We start from the raw sequence: 26,271 nt of genomic DNA, 5'->3' as shown, positions 1-26,271 counted from the left end.
AAACGAACCGGGGAGGCGCACCGCGCCTCCCCGGCCCCAGGTCCACCCGTACGAGCGACCGGTATGACTTCCGGTTCGTCACGCCTGCCGGCGCACGCCCTTCGCGAGGTCGCCCGCCAGGGCGCGGACGGCCTCGACACCGGCCGCGTCGTCCGGCGCGTCCAGCATCGCCTTGACGAAGGCCGAGCCGACGATCACGCCGTCGGCGAATCCGGCGACCTCGGCGGCCTGGGTGGCGTCGGAGACGCCGAGCCCGACGCAGACCGGCAGGTCCGTACCCGTGGCCCGGGTGCGTCCCACCAGGTCCTCGGCCTGCGAGCTGACCGACGCACGGGTGCCCGTGACACCCATCAGGGAGGCCGCGTACACGAAGCCGCTGCCCGCCGCGGTGATCCGCGCGAGCCGCTCGTCCCTGCTGCTGGGCGCGACCACGAAGACGGTGGCGAGGCCGTGCTTCTCGGCGTGTTCCCGCCACAGCGCGGATTCCTGCACGGGCAGGTCGGGCAGGATGCACCCGGCGCCGCCCGCCTCGGCGAGCTCGGCGGTGAACCGCTCGACGCCGTAGCGGTCGATGGGGTTCCAGTACGTCATGACGAGGACGGGCTTGCCGGTGGCCGCGTGTGCCTCGCGGACCGTGCGCATCACGTCGGCGATCTTCACGCCGCCACGCAGGGCGATGTCGTCGGCGGTCTGGATGACGGGGCCGTCGAGGACGGGGTCGCTGTGCGGCAGGCCGACCTCGACGACGTCGGCGCCGCCGTCCAGGACGGCCTTGATCGCCTCGATGCCGCCGTCCACGGTCGGGAATCCGGCCGGGAGGTACGCGATGAGGGCGGAGCGCCCTTCGGACTTCGCCGTGGCGAGGGTGTCCGTCAGCAGCTGGATGTTGCCGCTCACTTGGCGTCTCCCTCGATCTCGGCGGTGCCGGCGTCCGCGTCGGCGGCGACCTCGGCGTCGGTGTCGTAGAGGCCGAAGTAGCGGGCGGCGGTGTCCATGTCCTTGTCGCCGCGGCCGGAGAGGTTGACCACGATCAGCCCGTCCTCGCCCAGCTCCCTGCCGACCTCGAGGGCGCCGGCCAGGGCGTGGGCGCTCTCGATGGCCGGGATGATGCCCTCGGTGCGGGACAGCAGGCGCAGGGCCTGCATGGCCGCGTCGTCGGTGACCGCGCGGTACTCACCGCGGCCGGAGTCCTTCAGGTAGGAGTGCTCCGGGCCGATGCCCGGGTAGTCCAGGCCGGCCGAGATCGAATACGGCTCGGTGATCTGGCCCTCCTCGTCCTGCAGGACGTAACTGCGGGAGCCGTGCAGGATGCCGGGCTCACCGGCGGTGAGGGTCGCGGCGTGCTCACCGGTCTCCACGCCGTGGCCCGCGGGTTCGCAGCCGATGAGGCGGACGGACTCGTCGGGGATGAAGGCGTGGAAGAGGCCGATGGCGTTGGAGCCTCCGCCGACGCAGGCGACGGCCGCGTCGGGGAGGCGTCCGGCGCGCTCCACGAGCTGGCGGCGGGTCTCCACGCCGATGACGCGGTGGAAGTCGCGGACCATGGCCGGGAAGGGGTGCGGGCCGGCGACGGTGCCGAAGAGGTAGTGAGTGTGGTCGACGTTGGCGACCCAGTCGCGGAAGGCCTCGTTGATGGCGTCCTTGAGCGTGCGGCTGCCGGACTTCACGGCGATGACCTCGGCGCCGAGCATGCGCATGCGGGCGACGTTCAGAGCCTGGCGCCGGGTGTCGATCTCGCCCATGTAGATGGTGCAGTCGAGGCCGAAGAGCGCGCAGGCCGTGGCCGTGGCGACGCCGTGCTGGCCGGCGCCCGTCTCGGCGATGACGCGGGTCTTGCCCATGCGCTTGGTGAGCAGGGCCTGGCCGAGGACGTTGTTGATCTTGTGGGAGCCGGTGTGGTTGAGGTCCTCGCGCTTGAGGAAGACGCGGGCGCCTCCGGCGTGCTCGGCGAACCGGGGCACTTCGGTGAGCGCCGACGGGCGGCCGGTGTAGTTGACCAGGAGGTCGTCGAGTTCCCTGGCGAACTCCGGGTCGTGCTTGGCCTTGTCGTACTCGACTGCGACCTCGTCGACGGCGGCGACGAGGGCCTCCGGAATGAACTTGCCGCCGAACGCCCCGAAGTAGCCTTCGGGGCTGGGTGTCTGACCCTCGGGGTCGGGGATGAAGAACTGGCTGGGCATGCGGATACCTCACGGTGAGTGTGTGTGTTGATCACTAATCGCCGTGGGGGCGGGGTGTCGATGTGGGCTGCGAGCCGCGTGTGGCTGATCGCGCAGTTCCCCGCGCCCCTAACGGGCGCGCTGCCATCGCATGCCGTTGACCTGCCCGGGCTCGTCACCGATGACGTAGCGGACCCGGCGGCCGTGGACCCGGCGGGCGGGGGCACGGCAGCCGCGGGGGCGGCAGCCGCGCGCGAGGCGGGCGTACCGGTCCACGGTCGTCATGGTGAGAGTCATCGGGGCAAGCCTATCGGGTGATCAGCTCCGGCCGTGCCGGATCGCGGGGTGTTCTCCTGCCGCCACCAGGTCGGCCACCGCCGTCTTGGGGTCCTTGCCGGTGACCAGGGACTCGCCGACCAGCACCGCGTCGGCGCCGGCGTTGGCGTAGGCGATGAGGTCGTGGGGGCCGCGGACGCCGGACTCGGCGATCTTGATGATGTGGCCGGGGATCTCCGGTGCCACGCGCTCGAAGGTGCCGCGGTCGACCTCGAGGGTCTTGAGGTTGCGCGCGTTGACACCGATCACGCGGGCGCCCGCGTCGACCGCGCGCTCCACCTCGTCCTCGTCGTGCACCTCGACGAGCGGTGTGAGCCCGATGGACTCGGCGCGCTCGATGAGGGACTCCAGGGCGGGCTGCTCGAGGGCGGCGACGATCAGCAGGACCACGTCGGCGCCGTAGGCCCGGGCCTCCCACAGCTGGTACGACGTGACGATGAAGTCCTTGCGCAGGACCGGGATGTCCACGCGGGCGCGGACGGCCTCCAGGTCGGCGAGCGAGCCGCCGAACCGGCGCTGTTCGGTGAGCACGGAGATGACGGCCGCGCCGCCCGCCTCGTAGTCGGCGGCGAGACCGGCCGGGTCGGCGATGGCGGCCAGCGCCCCCTTGGAGGGGCTGGAGCGCTTGACCTCGCAGATCACCTTGACGCCGTCGCCGCGCAGTGCGGCCGCGCCGTCCTTGGCGGCGGGAGCCTTCGCCGCTCGCTCCTTGAGCTCGTCGAGGCTGACGCGCGCCTGCCGCTCCGCGAGGTCGGCACGGACTCCGTCGATGATCTCGTCGAGCACACTCACGCGAGCGGCCCCCTTCCAGACTCTTGACAGTTCCAGCGACCGATCGAAAACCGATGGTCACTGCGATGGTATCCGCAGCGGGGCGTAGGCCCCGCATCCGGTTGACGGCGGTCCCGGAACCTGGACAGTCCGCCCGTGGATCAAGGGTGGAGCCAGCCGCCGAACTGCAGGTTCCGGACAACCGTGAAGACCAGCAGCAACGCGCCCAGGCTCCACACCAGCCCCGGGCGGGGGTCGATCCGCAGCGGGCGCCCGCGGACCGCGTGGACCACCCATACGGTCCAGAACACGGCGAAGGCCAGATAGCCGAGGACGGCGAGCGCGTTGGCGTGCAGCGCCGCCGGGAGGTCGCCGTGGACGAACGCGTGCGCGCTGCGCAGTCCGCCGCAGCCGGGGCAGTACAGGCCCGTGTACCGCAGGAGCGGGCAGGCGGGATAGTGGCCGGGTTCGTTCGGGTCCACCGCGCCCACGTAGGCGAAGGCGGCGGCGACGGCCGCGGCCACCCCGGCGGGGACGGCCAGGCGACCGGGGACGCTCCGCGTCGTCCTTGGGTTGTCGGCGTTCACGCCAGGCATTGTGCCCCGCACACGCGTGAGGGGCGGTCCCGGCACCCGAGTGCCGGCCGCCCCTTGTGCGACAACGCGGTGTTCCTGCCGGGGGTCAGCCCTCGGCGCGCGCCGGCTCGCGGTCGCCCGTCATCTGGTGCGGCTGGTGCAGGTCCTTGGGCTGGCCCAGGCCCATCATCCGCATGATGCCGCCGACGACACCGCCGAGCAGCACGACCACCATGCCCGCCCAGAAGCCCACCGGCTGGTCCATCACCATGAACGCGCCCGCGACGCAGAAACCGATGAAGGCGATCGTGACACCGGTCCAGGCGGCCGGGGTGTGACCGTGGCTGCTGCCCGCCATTGCTTGCTCCTCGTTGCTGTGTGCGTGTCTGAGCAGGACGCTCGCGCCCATTGTCCCGCACCCGCGCGTGAGCGGTGAGCGGGGGTGCGCCTCGGGTGTCCCCGCGACTCCGGACGGGCCCGGTGAAAGGTTCCCTCAGGCCCCGGTCGGGTCCTCGCCCCGGTCCAGCGCCTTCCACAGGTCCTCGGGCCGGTCCGGGTCGACGGCGGGCGCCTCGCGGCGCGGCCTGGGCGCGCCGTCCCTCTCGTAACGGCCGGACATCGCGGGCCACAGCCGGCCGTAGCGCAGGGCGAGCAGCCCGGCCAGGAGGAGCAGCAGGCCGCCGGCGGCCGCGACGAACGGCCAGGCGGTGTGGCTGAGGGCTTCCACGGAGGCGGAGGTGTCACCGGAGGCCTCCGCGGCCTTCTCGTCGAGGGCGGAGCCGTCGAAGGCGCCGATCAGGGCGGCGGCGACGGTGCCCGCGCCGGTCAGCGCCAGCAGCGCGGCCACGACGACGCGGCCGGCTCGGCGGACGGCGAAGACGGCGACGAGCGCGGCGAGGCCCACGACGGCGAGCGCCGCAGGGACGCCCGTGACGTCGCTGCCCTTGGCGGTCAGGGGGAAGGCGCCGCCGGCCACCGTCGCGGTGCCCTCCGCCCAGCGCTGCCGGGTGGCGAGCAGCGCCACGGCCGCGCCGAGCGCGCCGGCGAGGAGGGCCACGGCGAGGCTCAGGCGGCCGGCCCGGGCGGATCCGGCGGCTTCGGAACGGGAGGGAGGTACGGCAGTCACGTACCCCACTATCGCTCGAACCCCGGGCGAACCGTCACCCGGGGTTCGTCTCACGGTTCCCTCAAGCCTTGCCCAGCCGGTTCGCCGTGTGCACGGCGCGCAGGACCGCCGCGGCCTTGTTGCGGCACTCGGTGTCCTCGGCGACCGGGTCGGAGTCGGCGACGATGCCCGCGCCGGCCTGCACATACGCGGTGCCGTCGCGGAGCAGGGCGGTGCGGATGGCGATGGCGGTGTCGGAGTCGCCGGCGAAGTCGAGGTAGCCGACGCAGCCGCCGTACAGCCCGCGGCGGGACGGTTCGAGTTCGTCGATGATCTGCATGGCCCGGGGCTTCGGGGCGCCGGAGAGGGTGCCGGCCGGGAAACAGGCGGTCAGCACGTCGAAGGCCGTGCGGCCGGGGGCGACACGGCCGGTGACCGTCGAGACGATGTGCATGACGTGCGAGTACCGCTCGACGGACATGAAGTCGACGACCTCGACGGAGCCGGGCTCGCAGACCCGCCCCAGGTCGTTGCGGCCCAGGTCGACGAGCATGAGGTGCTCGGCGCGCTCCTTGGGGTCGGCGAGCAGTTCCTCGGCGAGGGCCTGGTCCTCCTGCGGGGTGGCGCCGCGCCAGCGGGTACCGGCGATGGGGTGGACCATGGCCCGGCCGTCCTCGACCTTGACCAGGGCCTCGGGCGAGGAGCCGACGACGTCGAAGCCGTCGAAGCGGAACAGGTACATGTACGGCGACGGGTTGGTCGTCCTCAGGACCCGGTAGACGTCCAGGGCGCTCGCCGTGCACGGGGTCTCGAAACGCTGGGAGGGGACCACCTGGAAGGCCTCGCCGGCCCGGATGCGCTCCTTGATGTCCTCGACGGCCTCCTGGAAGTCGGGGCCTCCCCACAGGACCGTGTGGTCGGGGAGCTCGGAGGGCGGGAGCGCCGCCGGGGGCTGGGCCACCGCGCGGGACAGGTCGGCCTGCATGGCGTCGAGGCGGGCGACGGCGTCGGCGTAGGCCTCGTCGACGCCCGTGTCCAGGTCGTTGTGGTTGATCGCGTTGGCGATCAGCAGGACCGAGCCCTCCCAGTGGTCCATGACGGCGAGGTCGCTGGTCAGGAGCATGGTCAGCTCGGGCAGTCTCAGGTCGTCGCGCTCGCCGGGGCCGATCTTCTCCAGGCGGCGGACGATGTCGTAGCCGAGGTAGCCGACCATGCCGCCGGTGAAGGGCGGCAGGCCGTCGTGGTGGGGGGTGTGCAGGGCCTCGACGGTGGCGCGCAGCGCGGCGAGGGGGTCACCGTCGACGGGGACGCCGACGGGCGGGGTGCCGAGCCAGTGCGCCTGCCCGTCGCGCTCGGTCAGCGTGGCGGCGCTGCGGACACCCACGAACGAGTAGCGGGACCACGAGCGGCCGTTCTCCGCGGACTCCAGCAGGAAGGTGCCGGGGCGCTCGGCGGCGAGCTTGCGGTAGAGCGCGACCGGGGTGTCGCCGTCGGCGAGGAGCTTGCGGGTGACCGGGATGACCCGCCGGTCGGTGGCGAGCTTGCGGAACGTCTCGAGGTCCATGGCGGCCGGCCTCACCGATCCGTCGTGGCGGCGTCGGAGCCGCCGTCCTCGAAGAGCACGTCCGCGTCGAAGCAGGTGCGGGCTCCCGTGTGGCAGGCGGCGCCGACCTGGTCGACCTTCACCAGGACGGTGTCGGCGTCGCAGTCGAGGGCGACGGACCTGACCCGCTGGAAGTGGCCGGAGGTGTCTCCCTTGACCCAGTACTCCTGGCGGCTGCGTGACCAGTACGTGCAGCGGCCGGTGGTCAGGGTGCGGTGCAGCGCCTCGTCGTCCATCCAGCCGAGCATCAGCACCTCTCCGGTGTCGTACTGCTGGGCGATGGCGGGCAGGAGACCGTCGGCGCTGCGCTTGAGGCGGGCGGCGATCTCCGGGGCGAGGCGGCTGTGCCGGGGGGACATGCTGGTCATGCCGACCATTGTGCCGCGCGCCACTGACCGGCCAGGTGGAGTGTCCACTGTGCGGACCCGGCACGCGGCCGTAGGCTGGCCGCATGTCGACCCATGCCAAGCGTGAACGACTTCTCCTCGCCGACCTGTTGGAGACCGCGGGCTCGGACGCGCCCACTCTGTGCGAGGGCTGGACGACCCGGGACCTCGCCGCGCACGTGGTGGTGCGTGAGCGACGCCCGGACGCCGCCGGCGGGATGCTGATCAAGCAGCTGGCGCCGCGTCTGGACCGGGTGATGGCGGAGTACACGGACAAGCCGTACGAGGAGCTGATCCAGCTGATCCGTACGGGCCCGCCCCGCTTCTCGCCCTTCTCGCTCAAGCCGGTGGACGAGGCGTCGAACATCATCGAGTTCTACGTCCACACGGAGGACGTCCGCCGCGCCCAGCCGGACTGGTCCCCGCGCGAGCTCGACCCGGTGTTCCAGGACGCCCTGTGGTCCCGGCTGGAGCGCACCGCCCGCCTGATGGGCCGGGGCGTCCCGACGGGCCTGGTGCTGCGCCGCCCGGACGGCCAGACGGTGGTCGCCCATCGCGGCACGCCGGTGGTGACGGTGACCGGCGAGCCGTCCGAGCTGGTGCTGTTCTCGTACGGCCGGCAGAGCCAGGCCAAGGTGGACCTGGACGGCGACGAGGACGCGATCACGAAGCTGCACGAGACGAAGCAGCTGGGGATCTGAGCCGGGGCCGGGCGTCACCTCACGGGATGCCCGGCCTCCCGCAGCGTCTCCTTGACCTGGCCGATCCGCAGGTCCCCGAAGTGGAACACCGACGCCGCGAGCACCGCGTCCGCGCCCGCGTCGATGGCCGGGGGGAAGTGGGACAGCCTGCCCGCGCCGCCCGAGGCGATGACAGGGACGGTGACGTGTTTGCGTACCGCCCGGATCATCTCGAGGTCGTAGCCGTCCTTGGTGCCGTCCGCGTCCATCGAGTTGAGCAGGATCTCGCCGGCGCCCAGCTCGGCGGCCCGGTGTGCCCACTCGACGGCGTCGATGCCGGTACCGCGACGGCCGCCGTGGGTGGTGACCTCGAAGGAGCCCGACTCGGTGCGGCGGGCGTCCACCGAGAGGACCAGGACCTGGCGGCCGAAGCGTTCGGCGATCTCACGGATCAGCTCGGGGCGGGCGATCGCGGCCGTGTTGACGCCGACCTTGTCCGCGCCGGCCCGCAGCAGCTTGTCGACGTCCTCGGGGGTGCGGACGCCGCCGCCGACGGTGAGCGGGATGAACACCTGCTCGGCGGTGCGGCGCACCACGTCGTAGGTGGTCTCGCGGTCGCCCGACGAGGCGGTGATGTCCAGGAACGTCAGCTCGTCGGCGCCCTCGGCGTCGTACACCTTGGCCATCTCGACGGGGTCGCCCGCGTCGCGCAGGTTCTGGAAGTTGACGCCCTTGACGACCCGGCCGTTGTCCACGTCCAGGCAGGGGATGACTCGGACCGCCAGGGTCATGTGGTCACGGCTCCTCTGAATGCTTCTATTTCCACGGACACCAGCACGCGCGGGTCGATGAACCCGTCCACCACCAGGAAGGTCGCGACCGGGCGCGCGGTGTCGAACAGTTCCTTGTGGGCGCGGCCCACCTCTTCGAGGTCACGCGCGTGTGCCAGGTACATACGCGTACGGATCACCGCTCCGGGTCCGAGCCCGAACTCGGCGATCGCGTCGAGTGCGCTGGAGAAGGCCACCTTCGCCTGCTCGTACGGGTCGCCCTCCCCGTACAGCACGCTGCCCTTGAAGGACGTGGTGCCCGCCACCAGCACGTGGTCGCCCGCCGCGACGGCACGTGCAAAACCGAAGGACTCTTCCCAGGGACTTCCGCTCTGCACCCGCCGCACGGCTTCCGACGTCATGACGACACAGCCTCCAAGGCTTCCTCGAGGGTGAACGCTTTCGCGTACAGCGCCTTCCCTACGATCGCGCCCTCGACACCGAGGGGGACGAGGGCGGCGATGGCCCGGAGGTCGTCCAGCGAGGACACGCCGCCGGAGGCCACGACCGGGCGGTCGGTGGCGGCGCAGACGTTCTTCAGCAGTTCCAGGTTCGGGCCCTGGAGCGTGCCGTCCTTGGCGATGTCCGTGACGACGTAGCGGGCGCAGCCCTCCTTGTCGAGGCGCTCCAGCGTCTCGTAGAGGTCGCCGCCGTCCCGGGTCCAGCCGCGGCCGCGCAGGGTGGTGCCGCGGACGTCGAGACCGACCGCGATCTTGTCGCCGTGCTCGGCGATGACCTTGGCGACCCACTCGGGGGTCTCCAGGGCGGCCGTGCCGAGGTTCACCCGGGTGCAGCCGGTGGCGAGGGCGGCGGCGAGGGTGTCGTCGTCGCGGATCCCGCCGGAGAGCTCCACCTTGATGTCCATCGCCCTTGCGACCTCGGCGATCAGCTCGCGGTTGTCGCCGGTGCCGAACGCGGCGTCCAGGTCGACCAGGTGCAGCCACTCGGCGCCGGAGCGCTGCCAGGCGAGGGCGGCGTCCAGCGGCGAGCCGTAGGAGGTCTCCGTACCGGACTCGCCGTGCACCAGGCGGACCGCCTGGCCGTCACGGACGTCGACGGCGGGGAGGAGTTCGAGCTTGCTCACAGTGTTCCGATCCAGTTGGTGAGGAGCTGGGCTCCGGCGTCGCCGGACTTCTCGGGGTGGAACTGCGTGGCCCACAGGGCGCCGTTCTCGACGGCGGCGACGAACGGCTTGCCGTGCGTGGACCAGGTGACCTTGGGGGCCTCCATCGCCGGGTTGTGCGTCTCAAGCGACCAGTCGTGGACGGCGTAGGAGTGCACGAAGTAGAAGCGGGCGTCCGCGTCCAGGCCGGCGAACAGCTGTGAGCCGGGCGCCGCGTCCACGGTGTTCCAGCCCATGTGGGGCACGACCTCGGCCTGCAGCGGCTCGACGGAGCCGGGCCACTCGTCGAGGCCCTCGCTCTCCACGCCGTGCTCGATGCCGCGCGCGAAGAGGATCTGCATGCCGACGCAGATGCCCATGACCGGGCGGCCGCCGGAGAGCCGGCGGTCGACGATCCAGTCGCCGCGCGCCTCGCGCAGGCCGGTCATGCAGGAGGCGAAGGCACCCACGCCCGGCACGAGCAGCCCGTCGGCGTTCATGGCCTTGTCGTAGTCACGCGTGATCTCGACGTCGGCTCCCGAGCGGGCGAGGGCGCGCTCGGCGGAGCGGACGTTGCCGAAGCCGTAGTCGAAGACCACTACCGTCTTCTGCTTCTTCGATGTCTTCTCAGGGGCGCTCAATTCCACACCTCCAGCCTCAGGACACCGGCCGCCAGGCACATGGCCGCAGCGATGGACAGCAGCACGATCAGGCCCTTGGGCATCTTCTGCTTGACGAACGAGTAGATCCCCCCGGCCAGGAACAGGCCGACGACGATCAGCAGGGTCGAGATGCCGTTCACAGGGCGCCCTTCGTGGACGGGAGGATGCCGGCCGCGCGCGGGTCGCGCTCGGACGCGTAACGCAGGGCCCGGGCCAGGGCCTTGAACTGGCATTCCACGATGTGGTGGGCGTTGCGCCCGTAGGGCACGTGCACGTGCAGCGCGATCTGGGCCTGGGCCACGAAGGACTCCAGGATGTGCCGCGTCATGGTGGTGTCGTACTCGCCGATCATCGGCGCCATCTTCTCGGGCTCGGTGTGCACGAGGTAGGGGCGGCCGGACAGGTCGACGGTGACCTGGGCGAGGGACTCGTCCAGCGGGACCGTGCAGTTGCCGAAGCGGTAGATGCCGACCTTGTCGCCGAGGGCCTGCCTGAAGGCGGCGCCGAGGGCGAGGGCGGTGTCCTCGATGGTGTGGTGCGAGTCGATGTGCAGATCGCCCTCGGTCTTCACGGTCAGGTCGAACAGACCGTGCCGGCCGAGCTGGTCGAGCATGTGGTCGTAGAAGCCGACGCCGGTGGAGATCTCCGTCTTGCCGGTGCCGTCGAGGCCGATCTCGACGAGGACCGAGGTCTCCTTGGTCGTCCGCTCCACGCGTCCGGTGCGGCTCATGAACTCTGCTCCTTCTTCAGTGCACGTACCGCGTCCAGGAACGCGTCGTTCTCTTCGGGGGTTCCGGCGGACACCCGCAGCCACCCGGGGATGCCGTTGTCCCGGACCAGCACGCCGTGGTCGAGGATCTTCCGCCAGGCCGTGTGCGCGTCCTCGAACCGGCCGAACTGCACGAAGTTGGCGTCGGACTCGACGACCTCGTAGCCGGTCGCGCGCAGTTCGGTGACCAGGCGGTCCCGCTCGGCCTTGAGCTGCTCGACGTAGCCCAGCAGCGTGCCGGTGTGCTCCAGGGCGGCCAGGGCGGTCGCCTGGGTGACCGCCGACAGGTGGTAGGGCAGCCGGACCAGCTGGACGGCGTCGACGACGGCCGGGTGCGCGGCGAGGTAGCCGAGGCGCAGGCCCGCCGCGCCGAACGCCTTGGACATGGTGCGGGAGATGACGAGGTTCGGGCGCCCCTGAAGCAGCGGCAGCAGCGAGTCGCCGTGGCTGAACTCGATGTACGCCTCGTCGACCACCACCATCGACGGCTTGGCCGCCTGGGCGGCGTCATACAGCGCGAGGACCGTCTCACGCGGCACGGCGTTGCCCGTGGGGTTGTTCGGGGTGGTGACGAAGACGACGTCCGGCCGGTTCTCGGCGATGGCCTTCTCCGCGGCGGCGAGGTCGATCGAGAAGTCGTCGCCGCGGGGGCCGGAGATCCAGCCCGTGCCGGTGCCGCGCGCGATGAGCCCGTGCATGGAGTACGACGGCTCGAAGCCGATCGCCGTGCGGCCCGGCCCGCCGAAGGTCTGCAGCAGCTGCTGGATGACCTCGTTGGAACCGTTGGCCGCCCAGACGTTCGCCAGCCCGACCTGGTAGCCGGAGGTGTCGGTCAGGTACTTCGCCAGCTGGGTGCGCAGCTCGACCGCGTCCCGGTCCGGGTAGCGGTTGAGGTCGCGGGCCGCCTCACGGACCCGCTCGGCGATGCGCTCGACCAGCGGCTCGGGCAGCGGGTAGGGGTTCTCGTTGGTGTTCAGCCGAACGGGGACGTCCAGCTGGGGCGCGCCGTAGGGGGACTTGCCGCGCAGCTCGTCCCGTACGGGGAGATCGTCGATGCGTACGTCGCTCACTTGCCCTGGGGAACCTTCCAGTCGAACCTCGCCTTGATCGCCGCGCCGTGGGCCGGCAGGTCCTCCGCCTCGGCGAGCGTCACCACGTGGTGCGCGACGTCGGCCAGCGCCTCCCGCGTGTAGTCGACGATGTGGATGCCGCGCAGGAAGGACTGGACGGACAGGCCGGAGGAGTGGCACGCGCAGCCGCCGGTCGGCAGGACGTGGTTGGACCCGGCCGCGTAGTCGCCCAGCGACACGGGCGCCCAGGGGCCGATGAAGATCGCGCCGGCGTTCCTGACCCGGTCGGCCACGGCGGTGGCGTCGGCGGTCTGGATCTCCAGGTGCTCGGCGCCGTACGCGTCGACCACCTTCAGGCCCTCCTCGATGCCGTCGACCAGCACGATCGCGGACTGCTTGCCGGACAGGGCGGGGACGATCCGGTCGTCGACGTGCTTGGTGGCGGCGACCTGCGGTGCCAGCTCCTTCTCGACGGCGTCCGCGAGGTCGGCGGAGTCGGTGACCAGGACGGCGGCGGCCAGCGGGTCGTGCTCGGCCTGGCTGATCAGGTCGGAGGCGACGTGCACCGGGTCGGCCGTGTCGTCGGCGAGGACCGCGATCTCGGTCGGGCCGGCCTCGGCGTCGATGCCGATCCTGCCGGTGAAGTAGCGCTTGGCGGCGGCGACCCAGATGTTGCCGGGGCCGGTGACCATGTTGGCCGGCGCGCAGGACTCGGTCCCGTAGGCGAACATCGCGACGGCCGTGGCGCCTCCGGCCGCGTACACCTCGTCGACGCCGAGCAGGGCGCAGGCGGCGAGGATCGTGGGGTGCGGCAGGCCCTCGCATTCGGCCTGGGCCGGCGAGGCGAGCGCGATGGACTCGACGCCGGCCTCCTGCGCCGGCACCACGTTCATGATCACGGAGGACGGGTACACCGACCGGCCGCCGGGCGCGTAGAGCCCGACACGCTGGACCGGAACCCACTTCTCGGTCACGGAGCCGCCGGGCACGACCTGGGTGGTGTGCGTGCCGCGGCGCTGCTCGCGGTGGACGGTCCGGGCGCGCCGGATCGACTCCTCCAGGGCCGCGCGCACGGCCGGGTCGAGTTCCTCCAGGGCACGGGTGAGCGCGGCGGCCGGCACCCGCACCTGGTCCAGCCTGACCCCGTCGAACCGCTCGGCCGCGTCGATCAGCGCCGCGTCGCCCCGATGATGCACGTCCTCGCAGATCGGACGCACCTTCTCCAGGGCGGCCGCTACGTCGAACTCGGCTCGGGGCAGCAGGTCGCGCAGGGCGGGGCCCTCGGGAAGGGCGTCGCCGCGCAGATCGATTCGGGAGATCACGTGCTCAATTCTCTCAGACCCGAATTGCGCGCCGTCCGCACGTATCAATGGCTGATACGGCACACCGCGCAAGCCTGGAAGATCCCCTTCACGTTTCGCGTTCGCGGCGTCACTCAACGGGCATGAACGGTTGTACGAGGAGCTTTACCCGCGAGTACCGGAGGAGGAAGGAAGAGACGTGACCGAGGGGGCCGGCGTGCGCGCCGGGGAACCGCCCGGGGACCTGACCGCGGCCGAGGCCGGCATGTGGCAGGCCTTCCGCAACGGCAGCGTGTACGACCTGAGCAGCGGCGACCCGGTGGTCGACGATCCGCACGGGGGTCACCCGTGGGGCGAGGAGCGGACCGTGCGGGCCCGGATCGTCTGCTGGCTGCTCCTCGACGGCCCGCCCGCCCTGGCCGGCCGGGTGTCCTCGCTGAAGCTGGCCGGTGTGCGGGTCAGCGGCTCGCTGGACCTCGCGGGCGGCACGGTGGTGCCGTACGCCGAGATGCGGCAGTGCCGTTTCGAGCAGGACGTGCTGCTTCCGGAGGCCCGCTTCACGACCCTGCGGATGGTGGACTGCTCGGTGCCGCGACTGGAGGCGGCCCGGGTGCAGACCGAGGGCGATCTGCATCTGCCGCGCTGCCGCTTCCATCGCGGCATCCGGCTCACCGACGCGCAGATAGGCACGGACCTGATGCTGAACCAGGCGGTCGTGCACCGGGACCGCAGCGGCCGGTCGGTGGCCGCGGACGGCCTGACCGTCGGCCAGGACTTACAGGCGGAGCTGCTGGAGTCGCACGGCGAGCTGAGTCTGCGCGCCGCCACGATCGGCGTGTCGCTGAGTCTGCGTGGTGCCCGGCTGGCCAACCCCTACGCGCGGCTCGCGCTGAACGCCCCGCAGCTGACCGTCGGGCGCAGCCTGTATCTGACTCCGGCGGGCGTCGGCGCCCAGGCGATGAGCGGTATGACCCCGGCGCAGGGCACGCGCATCCAGCGGTTCGAGTGCGAGGGCGGGGTCCGGCTGGACGACGGGCGCTTCGGTGACGCGGTCGACTTCGAGCGGGCCCGGTTCACCCTCACGGAGGACCAGGAACTGTCGATGCGCCGGATGCAGACGCCGGAGCTGCGGTTCCTCGGGGAACAGCCGGCCCGCGGGCAGGTGGTGCTGTCGGGGGCGAAGATCATCAACCTGATGGACCGGGCGGACGCCTGGCCCGGCCCGGGGCGGCTTCACATGGGCGGCTTCACCTACGAGAACCTCGTTCCGCGCGGCCCGTTCCCGCTGGCCGAGCGGCTGGACTGGGTGGCGGCGGCGACCGCCGAGTACAACCCGGAGCCCTATGAGCGGCTCGCGGCCGTACTGCGGGCCGGCGGGGAGGACGAGGACGCCCGTGAGGTGCTGCTGGCCAAGCAGCGCCGGCACCGGGAGAGCCTTCCGCCGGCCGCCAAGCTGTGGGGCTACGCCCAGGACTGGACGGTCGCCTACGGGTACCGGCCGGGCCGGGCCGCGGTGTGGATGGCGGTGCTGTGGGCGGCGGGCTCGCTCGCCTTCGCGCAGGCCGGCCATCCGCCGATGAAGCAGGGTGAGCATCCGGAGTGGAACCCCGCCCTGTTCACCCTCGATCTGCTGCTGCCGGTCATAGACCTGGGCCAGGTGGGGTTCTGGCAGCTGCGCGGGGGCTGGCAGTGGCTGGCGACGGCGATGATCCTGCTGGGCTGGATCCTGGCGACGACCGTGGCCGCCGGGGCGACCCGGCTGCTGCGGCGCAATTGACGGCGGCGGCGTCCGCTTCGCGCTGCCCCTGATGCCGGTGTGACCAGCGTTGTGGAACTGGCACACCTTTGCCTCCTCTTGACCACGCGCCGTACAACTTTCCGCGAGTTCCATGAACCTACTGGCGCCCTCGTGACCAGCGGTCTTTCAATGGTCGGCACCATGGCTCTGCAGCTGCCCTTCATCCGCGCCGGCCGGATCACCAGGACCGCCTCCCACCTCGTCGGCGGCCCGAACGCCGACGACGAGGTGCTGCTCGACGCGCCCGACGCACGGCTGAGCCCCGCGCTGGTGGCCGCCGCCCGCGGCGACCACGGACCGGCCGCCGGGCTGCTCCACGCCACGCGCGCGGCCGCCGAGTGGGAGCGGCGCGACCGGTACGTGACCCGGCTGGCCGCCTTCGCGCGCTCGCGTCCCGAGTGGCTGGACGCCTGGCTCGCCACCACGCCGAAGGACCCGGACGCGACTCTGGTCGCGGCCCAGCTGGCGGTGGACGGAGCCTGGCGGTCGCCGGCCCGGGCCGAGGCGCTGCGCGAGGTGACCCCGCTGATCACGGCGGCGGCCCGGGGCGACCGGCGGGACCCGGTGCCGTGGCGGCTCGCGCTCGACCACGCCCGGGGCGGACAGGCCGGGCACAAGTACTTCGAGGAGCTCTGGGCGGCGGCCGTACGCCGCGCCCCGCACCACTACGGCTGCCATGTGGCGGCCCTGCGCTACCTGGCCTCCTCCTGGCACGGCTCACACCACGAGTGCTTCGACTTCGCCGACCGGGCCGCGCAGGACGCGCCCGCCGACGCCCTCGTCCAGGCCCTCCCGCTGCGGGCGGCCTTCGGCTACCTCACCGACGGCTGCGGGCCCGAGGTGCCGCGCGAGCGGCTGGACGCGGCCGCCGACCGGGCGATCGCGCTGTCACCGCGGCTGCCGGCGGCCGACCCCTGGCCCGCCCGGATGCGCAACCTGCTCATCTTCGTCCTGGTGTGCCTGGAACGCTGGGCGGACGCCCAGGAGCAGCTGCGCCTGAACGGCCCGTACGCCACCTCGTTCCCCTGGGACCGCGCGTCGGACGATCCGCTCGGCCACTTCCTGCGCGTCCGTGACGACATCCGGCTGCGGGCGGCCGGCCGGCCCTCCGGGCATCCACGGAGTGAACGGGGCGGACGAGTCCGCTCGGGCGACCATTAGGCTTTTGCGTCGTGACCACCGTCCGGCTCCCGCTCTTCCCCCTGAACTCCGTGCTGTTCCCGGGGCTCGTGCTCCCGCTCAACGTCTTCGAGGAGCGGTATCGCGCCATGATGCGCGAACTGCTGAAGACGCCGGAGGACGAGCCGCGCCGGTTCGCCGTCGTGGCGATCCGCGACGGCCACGAGGTGGCCCCCAGCGCCCCCGGCATGCCCGACCCGACGGCCCTGCCCGAGCGGGGGGCCGCAGCCGGTTTCGGCCCGGACCCGGCCGCGTCGTTCCACAGGATCGGCTGCGTGGCCGACGCGGCGACGATCCGGGAGCGCACCGACGGCTCCTTCGAGGTGCTGGCGACCGGCACCACCCGGGTGAAGCTGCTGTCGGTCGACGCGTCGGGTCCCTTCCTGACGGCCGAGCTGGAGACGCTGGAGGAGGAACCCGGCGACGAGGCGGCGCCGTTGGCGGAGGGGGTGCTGCGGTCCTTCCGCCAGTACCAGAAGCGGCTGGCGGGCGCGCGGGAACGGTCCCTGACGACCGGCGCCGACCTGCCCGACGAGCCGGGCGTGGTCTCCTACCTGGTGGCCGCGGCGATGATGCTGGACACCCCGACCAAGCAACGCCTGCTCCAGGCGCCCGACACGGCCTCCCGCCTGCGCGACGAGCTGAAACTCCTTCGCTCCGAGACGGCCATCATCCGTAGTCTGCCGTCGTTGCCGTCGTCGGACCTGACGCGCGGCCCGACGAGCCTCAACTGAAACGGGCGGGGATGGCGAAGAAGCCGAAGAAGCAGCAGGGCGGCGGCACGCCCGCGACGGTCGCGCTGACGACCGCGGGCGTGGAGTTCACGGTCCACTCCTACGACCACGACCCCGCCCACCCCTCCTACGGCGAGGAGGCGGCCGAGGCGATGGGCGTCTCCCCGGACCGCGTCTTCAAGACACTGGTCGCCGACGTCGACGGCACGCTGACGGTGGCGGTGGTCCCGGTCGCGGGCCAACTCGACCTGAAGGCCCTGGCGTCGGCGGTCGGCGGCAAACGCGCGACGATGGCCGACCCGGCCCTGGCGGAACGCACCACGGGTTACGTCCGCGGCGGCATCTCCCCCCTGGGCCAGCGCAAGAAGCTCCCGACGGTCCTCGACGCCTCGGCGTCCTCCCACCCGACCATCTGCGTCTCGGCGGGCCGCAGGGGCTTGGAGGTGGAGCTGTCCCCGCAGGACCTGGCGAAACTGACCGAGGCGGTCCTGGCGCCCATCGGGCGCGTCGGCTGAGCTGCGGGCAATCGTCCGCTGGGGCCATGGGGGTCCCCCTGCTCGAGCGAAGCCGAGAGCTTGGGGAGGGCGGGCGCAGCGGCACCCCGCGGCTCGCTTATCGGCCGTGTCAGCCGAGCTGCGGGCAGTCGTGCCGCTCGGGGCGGCACGGGTGGGCGATGGAGGTGCCCCCTGCTCGAGCGAAGCCGAGAGCTTGGGGGAGGCACCCCGCAGCGCCGGGTTGCGCACAGCCCCGCCCCGGCAAGAACGCCGAGCACCTACGAAACAGACGGCCCCTGATACGCCCCGTCCCCATACTCCGGATACTCCGGTTCCGGATCCCGCGGCCCGAACAACGCCGTGAGCCCGAGATGCAGCACCAGCGCGGCAAGCGGCCAGGCCAGCAACGCCCCCTTCGCCCCCAGCCGCAGCGGCGCGGAGAACGTCACGCCCCGCCCCACTTCCCTCGCCCGCGCGACCACATCCTCCGCGGGCCCGAGCCACACCCCGACCCGCCAGGCCAGCAACGACCCGAGCAGTCCCCCGACGGCCAGCCCCACCACCAGCGGCACACCCCCGCGCCGCCGCAGCAGAAAGACGACCAGAGCGCTGACGGCCCCGAACCCCAGCCCGAGCATGGTGAACGTCCCGTCGACCCCGACCGCCTGCTCGCCCTCGGTGTCCTTGAGGAAGACGACCCAGTCGCCGTCCACGACGTCACCGACCAGCGGCACGTGCGGCGCGAGCCACCACCACAGCACCCCGAGCAGCACCCCGCCGAGCGCCACGGCCACCGAGATCACGGCGGCCTCCCGTACTTCCGTCTTCATCCCGGGCCCGTCCTGTCCGTACCAGCCGTGCCCGGCGTACCCGGCATGCTGGGACCCGGGAACCTGAGTCCCCCGGGCCTGGGGCCCGTGCGCCGCGGACCCGGCGTCCGGCGGCTGCCACGCATCCTGTGCGGAACGGTCGTGCGGGGGCGGTGGCGGAGTCAGTGGTGCGGTCACCCTGCCATCGTGCCAGGCCCGCCTGTGCTCCGCGTCACCGGACGATCCCTCCCCGCTCACCGGACGGCCGCCCGGCGGTACGCCCAGGTCGCCACGGCCAGCGAGACGACGCCCACGACGGCGCACACGGCGAGATCCCCCAGGACGAAGGCCCAGTCGGGATCAGCCCCGAACGTCCGGGCGAAGGCCTCGACGCCGTACGTCGACGGCAGCAGATCCCGCGCGAAACGCACGATCTCCGGCATCCGGTCCGCCGGCAGCACACCCAGCAGCAGCGCCGCGGACATGCCCAGCTGACCGAGCAGCGTGGCCAGCTCCGGCCGGGGCGCGAGCAGCCCCAGCGCCGCTCCAAGGCCGGCGAGCGCGGCACCCGCGAGCGGGATCACCGCCACGAGGATCCAGAGATGAGCCAGCGGCAGCCCGAACAGCACACAGCCGAACACCGCCGTCACGACGGTCCCCGGCACGGTGAACGACGCGTACGCGCCCGCCGCGCCCAGCACCACCGCCGCGGGCGGCACCGGCAGGGTCGCGTAGTGGTCGAGTCCGCCGCTGGCCCGCAGCTGCCCGAAGTACTGGGCGAGGAGGTTCAGCGCGACGAAGGCGACCACCAGGACCGACGACCCGGCGACGACCGCCTGGGCCTCCGCCCCGTCGTCCACCACGCCGCGCATCAGGACCATGATCCCGATCGACTGGAACGTCGCCACGAACAGCAGCGGGATCCGCGCCACCCGTGCCCGGGACAACTGCGCCCGGTACACGGCCGCCAGCGACGGCCACAACCGCGCGCGAGGTCCGAGCTCGGCCGCGCCGGCCGCGGGCTCCTCAGCGGCCAGGGCGCTGCCCGGCAGGACATCGGCGGGTACGACACTCACGTCGTGCTGCTCCCCTTCGTCGGGTCCACTGCGGCAGTCGGTACGTACGCGGCGGCCCGCGCGCTCAAAGGGTTTCTCACGCCTTCACCAGCCCCTGCCGCACGGCACCGCCCAGGGCCAGGTACACGTCCTCCAGGCTCGGCGTGGTCAGCGTGAAGTCGTCCAGGGCGGCGAAGGCGGCGCCTCCGGTGACGGTCGCGACGACCGCCCGGGCCTCCTCGGGCCCCAGCCGGAGCGTCCAGCGGCGGCCCGACTCCACGACTCGGTCCCGCAGCGCGGCCACCTCGGGGACGTGCAGCGGCGCCGCGTCCCGCCACACCAGGTCCACCCGCACCTCACCGGCCACCTGCTCCTTGAGCCCGCCGGGCGTGTCGCAGGCGATGACCCGCCCCCGGTCGAGGACGGCCACCCGGTCCAGCACGGTCTCGGCCTCGATGACGTTGTGGGTGACGAGCAGCACGGTCGTGCCGCGCTCGGCCCGCCGCCGGTCGACCGCCGACCACACGGCCCGCCGCGCCACCGGGTCCATACCGGTGGTCGGCTCGTCCAGCACCAGCAGCGGCCGCTCCCCCACCAGCGCCGCGGCGAAGCACGCCAGGCGCCGCTGGCCCCCCGAGAGCTTCTTCAGCGGCCGCCCGGCGAGCGCCGCGAGCCCGAGCTCGTCGAGCACCTCGTCGCGCTCGGCCCGCGCCTGCCGTACGTCCAGGCCGCGCAGCCGCCCGGTGGTCTCGGCGGCGAGCGACACGGTCAGCTCGTCCAGGGCGGTCGACTCCTGGCCGAGGTAGGCGAGGATCCGCGCGGCCCGCTCGGGGTGGCGCACGATGTCGTGCCCGAGGATCTCCACTCGGCCGGCATCGGGCCGCATCAGCCCGGTGAGCTGGCGTACGAGGGTGGACTTGCCGGCGCCGTTCGGCCCGAGCAGGCCGAAGATCTCACCGCGGCGGATGTCCAGCGTCACGTCGTCCGTGGCCCGGACCTCGGGTGTGCCGGGCGCGCCGCGCCGGCCCCGGACCGCCGGATAGGTCTTGGTCAGCCCGCGCACCGCGCACACGACGTCACCATCGTGCCGAAATGCCTGTGCCGCGCGCTTACTCACAAGGGACGAGACTACGGGGTCGGGCGCCCCGGTCCGCTCCCGGGTCGGTCCTGGGCGGCAAATCCGACGGCCACGATCTCAGTCGGCGACGGGTGCGTGCTCCACGCCCGTGCGCACGCCGATCTCCTTCCAGAAGCCGGCCCGGATGGCGTAGCGGTCCCGCTCGTCGATCTGGTCGTCCTTGTGGGCGAGCAGGCCGAAGCGGGCGGCGTAGCGCAGCAGCTCCCCGTCCACGCGGTGCGGGATGCGCGGGTACATCCCGGACAGTTTCTGCAGATGGCTCTGGTCGCCCAGGCGCTCGACCCAGCGCCGGGCGAAGACCTGCCCCACCTCGAAGGGGTCGCCGCCGACCGTGGTGATGTCCTCCTCGCGGTCGGCCCACCGCTGCTCGGCCGTGGTCAGCTGGGCGAGCGTCGGCATCGAGGCGGCCTCGGGGGGCTCGGGCGCGGGCCGGTCGACCCAGCCCTTGTCTGAGGACCAGCGCAGGGTGGCGGAGGCGGGATGCTGGGTGTGCTGGGTGCCGGGGGCACGCAGGGCGGCCAGGTCCTTGGGCGTGGGGACCCCTTTGGCGGCGGGCACCCGTTCCTCCGTGCCGTTCTGCCCGGGGCCGGCCGCCGGATGCGGGGGCTGCGGGGCGGGCCGTTCGGCCGCGGCGGCGAGGGAGGAGTCGGGCAGCGGCGCGGAGAGGATCGCGGCGATCTCCGGCCGGGACGCGGACTGCGGGGCGCACACGCCGGTGTACTCCCTGGCGCGGACGGCCTTGGTGATCCACGCACGGTCCAGGACGCGCCGCTCGTCGGCCTCCGCGACCAGGTCCTCGGACTGGTTGTAGTCCCCGTCGGCGGCCTGGACGGCCCACAGGTGGACGGCGACACCGTGTTCCTTGGCGGCCATCATGCCGGGCAGCAGGTCCCCGTCGCCGGTGACGAGGACGATGTCGGAGCAGGCGCGGTTGCGGGCCAGTTCGGTGAGCTCGGCGTGCATCGCCGCGTCCACGCCCTTCTGCGCCCAGCGGCCGTCGCTGCGGGTCAGCGCCCCGAGCCGGACGGTGACCCGGGGCATCACGCGCAGCCTGCGGTGCTCGGGCTGCGGAACGCGGTCGGGGGCGCCGTCGAACCAGTAGATCCGCAGCAGCGGCTGCTGGGTGTCGGACTCGGCGCGTTCGCGCAGGCCCTGGATGAGGGCCGTGTGGTCGACGGTGATACGGGACCGTGAGGGCTCCCCGGCGAGGAGGCTCGCCGCGGCTCCCAGCAGATACCCGGCGTCCACCAGGACGATGCAGCGGTCCACGCGACTCACCCTCTTCCCAGGAGGTTTGTTTCGGGCTTGCTTCGAGTCTGCCCGACGGCGCGGAGGTTAACGGCCGGAACTCGATCTTCGGCGTGGCGTTTCGGAGGTTCCCGGCGCGACCAATCCTGTCACGCACGGTAATTGTCCGACATGCGATCGATGTCGGCCTGTGTGAATCTGGTCCCGGCCCTGGCCCCTAGATCCCCCACAGGAGGCATCACCATGGCCAAGAACAAGAACCGTGACCGTAAGCAGCAGCGTCCCACCGAGCGTGGCCAGCGGGCGGACCGCCGCCCCGCGGCCGAGGCGGAGCCCCAGCAGGAGGCCGAGATGACCCCCGGCGACGTGGCGTCCCGCAAGCGGAAGCGCAGCTTCGGCCACAACTGACATCCGCGTGACGGGTCGTCGGGACCCGGACACACCGAGGGGCGTACCCGGTGCCGGGTACGCCCCTCACGCGCGTCGAGTGCCCTCAGGGGTCCTGGGTCAGCCCGCCAGGCAGGCGGGGCCCAGCAGCACCTTCAGGTCACCGAAGAGCGCCGGATCCGCCTTCACACGGTGCCGGTCGAGGCGGAGCACGGTCGTCTTCGTCGGTCCCTGGAGCTTGATCCGGACCTCGCTGTCACCCTTGTGGTGGCTGAGGACCTCGCCGAGGCGGCTGACCAGCGGCGGGGTCACCCGGGTGGCCGGGATGGTGAGGATCACGGGCGCGTTGGTGCCCGCGTTGGACAGGTCCGGCACCATCAGTTCCATCGCGACGAGCCGCGGCACGTCCTCGCGCTTGTCGAGCCGGCCCTTGACGAACACCACGGCGTCCTCGACGAGTTGGGTCGAGACGAGCTGGTAGGTCGCGGGGAAGAACATGCACTCGATCGAGCCGGCGAGGTCCTCGACGGTGGCGATGGCCCAGGCGTTGCCCTGCTTGGTCATCTTGCGCTGCAGGCCAGAGATGATGCCGCCGATGGTCACCACGGATCCGTCGGAATAGTCACCACCGGTCAGCTGGGAGATACCGGCGTCGGCCTTGTCGGACAGGATGTGCTCAAGGCCGAACAGCGGGTGATCGGAGACGTACAGACCGAGCATCTCCCGCTCCTGGGCGAGCAGATAGGTCTTGTCCCATTCCTCGTCGGTGAACTGCACGTCGAGGCCGAAGCCGGGCTCGCTGCTCTCCTCCTCGCCCATGCCGCCGAAGAGGTCGAACTGGCCCTCGGCCTCCTTGCGCTTGACGGCGACCACGTTGTCGATCATCGGCTCGTACTGCGCGGTCAGGCCCTTGCGGGTGTGGCCCATGGCGTCGAAGGCCCCGGCCTTGATCAGCGATTCGGTGGTGCGCTTGTTGCAGACCACCGCCTCCACCTTGTCCAGGTAGTCCGGGAAGGAGACGTACTTCCCCTTGGCCTTGCGGCACCTGATGATCGACTCGACGACGTTCGTACCGACGTTGCGGACGGCGGAGAGGCCGAAGAGGATCACGTCGTCGCCCTGGGCGGCGAAGTTGGACATCGACTCGTTGACGTCCGGCGGGAGCACCTTGATGCCCATGCGGCGGCACTCGTTGAGGTAGACGGCCGACTTGTCCTTGTCGTCCTTCACGGAGGTCAGCAGCGCGGCCATGTACTCGGCGGGATGGTTCGCCTTGAGGTACGCCGTCCAGTACGAGACGAGTCCGTACGCGGCGGAGTGGGCCTTGTTGAAGGCGTAGCCGGCGAAGGGGACCAGCACGTCCCAGAGCGCCTGGATGGCCTCGTCGCTGTAGCCCTTCTTGCGGGCGCCCTCCTGGAAGAGGACGAAGTTCTTCGCCAGTTCCTCGGGCTTCTTCTTGCCCATCACGCGGCGGAGGATGTCGGCCTCGCCGAGCGAGTAGCCGGCGATGATCTGGGCGGCCTTCTGCACCTGCTCCTGGTAGACGATCAGGCCGTAGGTGACGTCCAGGACCTCCCTGAGCGGCTCCTCCAGCTCGGGGTGGATGGGCGTGATCTCCTGCTGGCCGTTCTTGCGCAGCGCGTAGTTGGTGTGGGAGTTCATGCCCATGGGGCCCGGGCGGTACAGGGCTGACACGGCGGAGATGTCTTCGAAGTTGTCCGGCTTCATCAGCCGGAGCAGGGAGCGCATGGGTCCGCCGTCGAACTGGAAGACGCCGAGGGTGTCGCCGCGCTGGAGCAGTTCGAAGGTCGTGGGGTCGTCGAGCGGGAGGCTCAGGAGATCGACGTCGATCCCCTTGTTGGACTTCACCATCTTGACGGCGTCGTCCATGATCGTCAGGTTGCGAAGACCCAGGAAGTCCATCTTCAGCAGGCCGAGCGACTCACAGCTCGGGTAATCCCACTGCGTGATGGTCACGCCGTCGGTGTGCCTGACCCAGACGGGCACGTGGTCGGTGATGGTCTCGCTGGACATGATCACGCCGGCGGCGTGCACGCCCATCTGCCGGACCAGGCCCTCGACGCCCTTGGCGGTGTCGATGACCTTCTTCACGTCCGGCTCGTTCTCGTACATCGCCCGGATCTCGCCGGCCTCCGAGTACCGGGGGTGCTCGGGGTTGGTGATGCCGTCCAGGTTGATGCCCTTGCCGAGGACGTCGGCGGGCATGGCCTTGGTGAGGCGGTCACCCATCGCGTACGGGTAGCCCAGCACGCGCGCCGAGTCCTTGATCGCGTTCTTGGCCTTGATGGTGCCGTACGTGCCGATCATGGCGACCTTGTCGGCGCCGTACTTCTCGGTCACGTACCGGATCACCTCGACGCGCCGGCGCTCGTCGAAGTCGATGTCGACATCGGGCATGGAGATGCGCTCGGGGTTGAGGAACCGCTCGAAGATCAGGCCGTGCGGGATGGGGTCGAGGTCGGTGATGCCGAGGGCGTAGGCGACGATCGAGCCGGCCGCGGAACCACGGCCGGGGCCGACCGCGATGCCCTGCTTCTTGGCCCACATGATGAAGTCGGCGACCACGAGGAAGTAGCCCGGGAAGCCCATCGAGATGATGGTGTCCATCTCGTACTCGACCTGCTTCATGCGGTCGTCCGGGATGCCGTCCGGGAAGCGGCGGTGCATGCCGCGCATGGTCTCCTCGCGGAACCAGCTGACCTCGGTGTACCCGTCCGGGATGTCGAACTTGGGCATCAGGTCGCGCTTTTCGAACATGCCCGTGGTGTCGACCATCTCGGCGATCAGCCGGGTGTTGGCGCAGCCCTCCTGCCAGGCGTCCGAGGAGTCGATGGCGTACATCTCGTCCGTGGACTTCAGGTAGTAGCCGGTGCCGTCGAACCTGAAGCGGTCCGGGTCGGAGAGGTTCTTGCCGGTCTGGATGCACAGCAGGGCGTCGTGGGCGCTCGCCTCGTGCGAGTAGGTGTAGTGGGAGTCGTTGGTGACCAGCGGGGGGATGCCGAGCTTCTTGGCGATGTCCAGCAGGCCGTCGCGGACCCGGTGCTCGATCTCGATGCCGTGGTCCATCAGCTCCAGGAAGTAGCGGTCCTTGCCGAAGATGTCCTGGTAGTCGGCGGCGGCCTTCAGGGCCTCGTCGAAGTGACCGAGGCGGAGCCGGGTCTGGACCTCGCCGGAGGGGCAGCCGGTGGAGGCGACGATGCCCTCGGACCACTTGGCGATGGTCTCCTTGTCCATCCGGGGCCACTTCTGCAGCCAGCCCTCGGCGTACGCGTCCGAGGACAGCCGGAAGAGGTTGTGCAGACCGGTCTTGTTCACGGCCCACATCGTCTTGTGGGTGTAACCACCGGAACCGGAGACGTCGTCCCGCTTCTGGTGCGGCTGGCCCCACTGGATCTTGCGCTTGTTGCGGCGGGACTCGGGCGCGACGTACGCCTCGATGCCGATGATCGGGGTGACCCCGGCCTTCTGCGCGGAGTGGAAGAAGTCGTACGCCCCGTGGAGGTTGCCGTGGTCGGACATGGCGATGTGCGTCATGCCCATCTCGTTGCACGCGTTGAACATGTCCTTCAGCCGCGCGGCACCGTCCAGCAGCGAGTACTGGGTGTGGACGTGCAGGTGCGTGAACGGCGGCTTCGACATGCGGCGGCCTCCAGAGAAAACATACGACGAATGGGGCCCGGCAGGCTGCGGACAGTCTGGGGGACAGCGTCGAAGTCTATGCCGCGACGGTGACACCAGGGCGCGTGACCCGCGTACCTTCGGGCGGGGATCGCGGGCACTCCCGCGGACCGCCGCACGTTGTGCGGAGGGCGGACCCGCCGTCCCCCCGATGAAGCCAGACGCACGCACCAGGAGGCACCCAGCGATGTCGTTCCCGCAGCTCGACGACGAGCACCGCGGTGAGGAGATCCTCGCCGTCTTCGACACCGCCTTCGGCGAGCTCCTGGCCGCCGACCCGGCCGCGTTCCGCGTGAAGTTCCGGAAGATGGCGGCCTCGGCCTTCGCCTTCTACCGGGGGACGGCGTGCCTCTTCTACCACGACCTCGACGAAGCCGGGCG

The 26,271-nt window shown here is 71.7% G+C and carries 29 protein-coding genes; 7 read left to right on the top strand and 22 right to left on the bottom strand.

Features of this window, described 5'->3' with window-relative positions; genetic code table 11:
• Window positions 1-78: 78 nt before the first annotated feature.
• The 9 genes from trpA to hisI all read right to left on the bottom strand — a co-directional run bounded on the left by trpA (window position 79) and on the right by hisI (window position 6,926).
• Window positions 79-897 (bottom strand): tryptophan synthase subunit alpha, encoded by an 819-nt coding sequence (gene trpA / locus IE212_RS26035; RefSeq protein ID WP_190200388.1) that lies wholly within the window; start codon window positions 895-897, stop codon window positions 79-81.
• The gene (gene trpB, locus IE212_RS26030) at window positions 894-2,180 is read right to left on the bottom strand and encodes a tryptophan synthase subunit beta (RefSeq protein WP_190200387.1); all 1,287 of its coding nucleotides are present in this window, start codon (window positions 2,178-2,180) and stop codon (window positions 894-896) included. The genes trpA and trpB overlap by 4 nt, the downstream gene beginning before the upstream one ends.
• A 108-nt stretch (window positions 2,181-2,288) precedes the next feature.
• Window positions 2,289-2,456: a tryptophan biosynthesis modulator TrpM gene (trpM, locus tag IE212_RS26025; protein WP_190200386.1), complete on the bottom strand. Its 168-nt coding sequence runs from the start codon at window positions 2,454-2,456 to the stop codon at window positions 2,289-2,291.
• A gap of 21 nt (window positions 2,457-2,477) precedes the next feature.
• On the bottom strand, window positions 2,478-3,287 hold the full coding sequence (trpC, locus tag IE212_RS26020; RefSeq protein WP_190200385.1) for an indole-3-glycerol phosphate synthase TrpC: 810 nt from the start codon (window positions 3,285-3,287) through the stop codon (window positions 2,478-2,480).
• Window positions 3,288-3,427: 140 nt separating this feature from the next.
• On the bottom strand, window positions 3,428-3,862 hold the full coding sequence (locus tag IE212_RS26015; protein ID WP_190200384.1) for a DUF2752 domain-containing protein: 435 nt from the start codon (window positions 3,860-3,862) through the stop codon (window positions 3,428-3,430).
• 85 nt (window positions 3,863-3,947) lie between these two features.
• Window positions 3,948-4,199: an HGxxPAAW family protein gene (locus tag IE212_RS26010; RefSeq protein WP_190200383.1), complete on the bottom strand. Its 252-nt coding sequence runs from the start codon at window positions 4,197-4,199 to the stop codon at window positions 3,948-3,950.
• A gap of 135 nt (window positions 4,200-4,334) precedes the next feature.
• The gene (locus tag IE212_RS26005) at window positions 4,335-4,976 is read right to left on the bottom strand and encodes a TIGR02234 family membrane protein (RefSeq protein ID WP_190200382.1); all 642 of its coding nucleotides are present in this window, start codon (window positions 4,974-4,976) and stop codon (window positions 4,335-4,337) included.
• Between the two features lie 52 nt (window positions 4,977-5,028).
• On the bottom strand, window positions 5,029-6,510 hold the full coding sequence (locus tag IE212_RS26000) for an anthranilate synthase component I (RefSeq protein ID WP_190200381.1): 1,482 nt from the start codon (window positions 6,508-6,510) through the stop codon (window positions 5,029-5,031).
• Between the two features lie 11 nt (window positions 6,511-6,521).
• Complete coding sequence (gene hisI, locus IE212_RS25995; protein ID WP_190200483.1) at window positions 6,522-6,926, bottom strand: phosphoribosyl-AMP cyclohydrolase; 405 nt, start codon at window positions 6,924-6,926, stop codon at window positions 6,522-6,524.
• Between the two features lie 74 nt (window positions 6,927-7,000).
• Here hisI and IE212_RS25990 point away from each other — a divergent pair, with 74 nt between their 5' ends.
• Complete coding sequence (locus tag IE212_RS25990; RefSeq protein ID WP_190200380.1) at window positions 7,001-7,636, top strand: TIGR03085 family metal-binding protein; 636 nt, start codon at window positions 7,001-7,003, stop codon at window positions 7,634-7,636.
• A gap of 14 nt (window positions 7,637-7,650) precedes the next feature.
• Here IE212_RS25990 and hisF read toward each other — a convergent pair whose 3' ends face one another.
• The 8 genes from hisF to hisD are packed head-to-tail and all read right to left on the bottom strand — an operon-like array spanning window position 7,651 to window position 13,370.
• Window positions 7,651-8,406: an imidazole glycerol phosphate synthase subunit HisF gene (gene hisF / locus IE212_RS25985; protein WP_190200379.1), complete on the bottom strand. Its 756-nt coding sequence runs from the start codon at window positions 8,404-8,406 to the stop codon at window positions 7,651-7,653.
• On the bottom strand, window positions 8,403-8,807 hold the full coding sequence (locus IE212_RS25980) for a RidA family protein (protein WP_190200378.1): 405 nt from the start codon (window positions 8,805-8,807) through the stop codon (window positions 8,403-8,405). Before IE212_RS25980 ends, hisF begins: the two co-directional genes overlap by 4 nt.
• Complete coding sequence (priA, locus tag IE212_RS25975) at window positions 8,804-9,529, bottom strand: bifunctional 1-(5-phosphoribosyl)-5-((5-phosphoribosylamino)methylideneamino)imidazole-4-carboxamide isomerase/phosphoribosylanthranilate isomerase PriA (protein WP_190200377.1); 726 nt, start codon at window positions 9,527-9,529, stop codon at window positions 8,804-8,806. The genes IE212_RS25980 and priA overlap by 4 nt, the downstream gene beginning before the upstream one ends.
• On the bottom strand, window positions 9,526-10,188 hold the full coding sequence (hisH, locus tag IE212_RS25970; protein WP_190200376.1) for an imidazole glycerol phosphate synthase subunit HisH: 663 nt from the start codon (window positions 10,186-10,188) through the stop codon (window positions 9,526-9,528). The genes priA and hisH overlap by 4 nt, the downstream gene beginning before the upstream one ends.
• Entirely contained in the window at window positions 10,185-10,349 is a 165-nt protein-coding gene (locus tag IE212_RS25965) for a CG2302 family histidine operon protein (RefSeq protein ID WP_190200375.1), read from the bottom strand. The genes hisH and IE212_RS25965 overlap by 4 nt, the downstream gene beginning before the upstream one ends.
• On the bottom strand, window positions 10,346-10,939 hold the full coding sequence (gene hisB / locus IE212_RS25960; RefSeq protein ID WP_190200374.1) for an imidazoleglycerol-phosphate dehydratase HisB: 594 nt from the start codon (window positions 10,937-10,939) through the stop codon (window positions 10,346-10,348). Before hisB ends, IE212_RS25965 begins: the two co-directional genes overlap by 4 nt.
• Window positions 10,936-12,048: a histidinol-phosphate transaminase gene (locus tag IE212_RS25955; protein WP_190200373.1), complete on the bottom strand. Its 1,113-nt coding sequence runs from the start codon at window positions 12,046-12,048 to the stop codon at window positions 10,936-10,938. Before IE212_RS25955 ends, hisB begins: the two co-directional genes overlap by 4 nt.
• Window positions 12,045-13,370 (bottom strand): histidinol dehydrogenase, encoded by a 1,326-nt coding sequence (gene hisD / locus IE212_RS25950; protein WP_190200372.1) that lies wholly within the window; start codon window positions 13,368-13,370, stop codon window positions 12,045-12,047. Before hisD ends, IE212_RS25955 begins: the two co-directional genes overlap by 4 nt.
• Before the next feature lie 178 nt (window positions 13,371-13,548).
• On the opposite strand from hisD, the gene IE212_RS25945 reads away from it, so the two are divergent.
• From IE212_RS25945 to ybaK, 4 genes are all read left to right on the top strand, one after another.
• Entirely contained in the window at window positions 13,549-15,126 is a 1,578-nt protein-coding gene (locus IE212_RS25945; RefSeq protein WP_190200371.1) for an oxidoreductase, read from the top strand.
• Window positions 15,127-15,276: 150 nt separating this feature from the next.
• Window positions 15,277-16,308 carry a hypothetical protein gene (locus IE212_RS25940; RefSeq protein WP_190200482.1) on the top strand — a complete coding sequence of 344 codons (1,032 nt, stop codon included), beginning with the start codon at window positions 15,277-15,279 and terminating at the stop codon, window positions 16,306-16,308.
• A gap of 11 nt (window positions 16,309-16,319) precedes the next feature.
• Window positions 16,320-17,060 (top strand): LON peptidase substrate-binding domain-containing protein, encoded by a 741-nt coding sequence (locus IE212_RS25935; protein ID WP_190200370.1) that lies wholly within the window; start codon window positions 16,320-16,322, stop codon window positions 17,058-17,060.
• Window positions 17,061-17,071: 11 nt separating this feature from the next.
• Complete coding sequence (gene ybaK / locus IE212_RS25930) at window positions 17,072-17,575, top strand: Cys-tRNA(Pro) deacylase (protein ID WP_190200369.1); 504 nt, start codon at window positions 17,072-17,074, stop codon at window positions 17,573-17,575.
• Between the two features lie 257 nt (window positions 17,576-17,832).
• On the opposite strand, the gene IE212_RS25925 is transcribed toward ybaK, so the two are convergent.
• The 4 genes from IE212_RS25925 to IE212_RS25910 form a co-directional block, all read right to left on the bottom strand.
• On the bottom strand, window positions 17,833-18,561 hold the full coding sequence (locus IE212_RS25925) for an AAA family ATPase (RefSeq protein WP_190200368.1): 729 nt from the start codon (window positions 18,559-18,561) through the stop codon (window positions 17,833-17,835).
• A gap of 56 nt (window positions 18,562-18,617) precedes the next feature.
• Entirely contained in the window at window positions 18,618-19,439 is an 822-nt protein-coding gene (locus IE212_RS25920; protein ID WP_190200367.1) for an ABC transporter permease, read from the bottom strand.
• Between the two features lie 76 nt (window positions 19,440-19,515).
• The gene (locus tag IE212_RS25915) at window positions 19,516-20,490 is read right to left on the bottom strand and encodes an ABC transporter ATP-binding protein (protein WP_190200366.1); all 975 of its coding nucleotides are present in this window, start codon (window positions 20,488-20,490) and stop codon (window positions 19,516-19,518) included.
• Window positions 20,491-20,613: 123 nt separating this feature from the next.
• On the bottom strand, window positions 20,614-21,825 hold the full coding sequence (locus IE212_RS25910) for an NYN domain-containing protein (protein WP_190200365.1): 1,212 nt from the start codon (window positions 21,823-21,825) through the stop codon (window positions 20,614-20,616).
• Window positions 21,826-22,047: 222 nt separating this feature from the next.
• Here IE212_RS25910 and IE212_RS25905 point away from each other — a divergent pair, with 222 nt between their 5' ends.
• On the top strand, window positions 22,048-22,212 hold the full coding sequence (locus tag IE212_RS25905) for a hypothetical protein (RefSeq protein WP_229864588.1): 165 nt from the start codon (window positions 22,048-22,050) through the stop codon (window positions 22,210-22,212).
• A gap of 99 nt (window positions 22,213-22,311) precedes the next feature.
• Here the strand turns inward: IE212_RS25905 and dnaE are convergent, their stop codons facing one another.
• Window positions 22,312-25,851 carry a DNA polymerase III subunit alpha gene (gene dnaE / locus IE212_RS25900; RefSeq protein WP_190200363.1) on the bottom strand — a complete coding sequence of 1,180 codons (3,540 nt, stop codon included), beginning with the start codon at window positions 25,849-25,851 and terminating at the stop codon, window positions 22,312-22,314.
• A 226-nt stretch (window positions 25,852-26,077) separates the two neighbouring features.
• Here dnaE and IE212_RS25895 point away from each other — a divergent pair.
• Window positions 26,078-26,271, top strand: a 194-nt coding sequence (locus IE212_RS25895) for a DUF2252 family protein (protein WP_190200362.1), incomplete at its 3' end; no start/stop codon positions are given.

Source organism: Streptomyces djakartensis (assembly GCF_014651075.1).
Taxonomy (GTDB): domain Bacteria; phylum Actinomycetota; class Actinomycetes; order Streptomycetales; family Streptomycetaceae; genus Streptomyces; species Streptomyces djakartensis.
The sequence above is the reverse complement of the archived record's forward strand: the minus strand, read 5'-3'. Positions and strand labels throughout refer to the sequence as shown.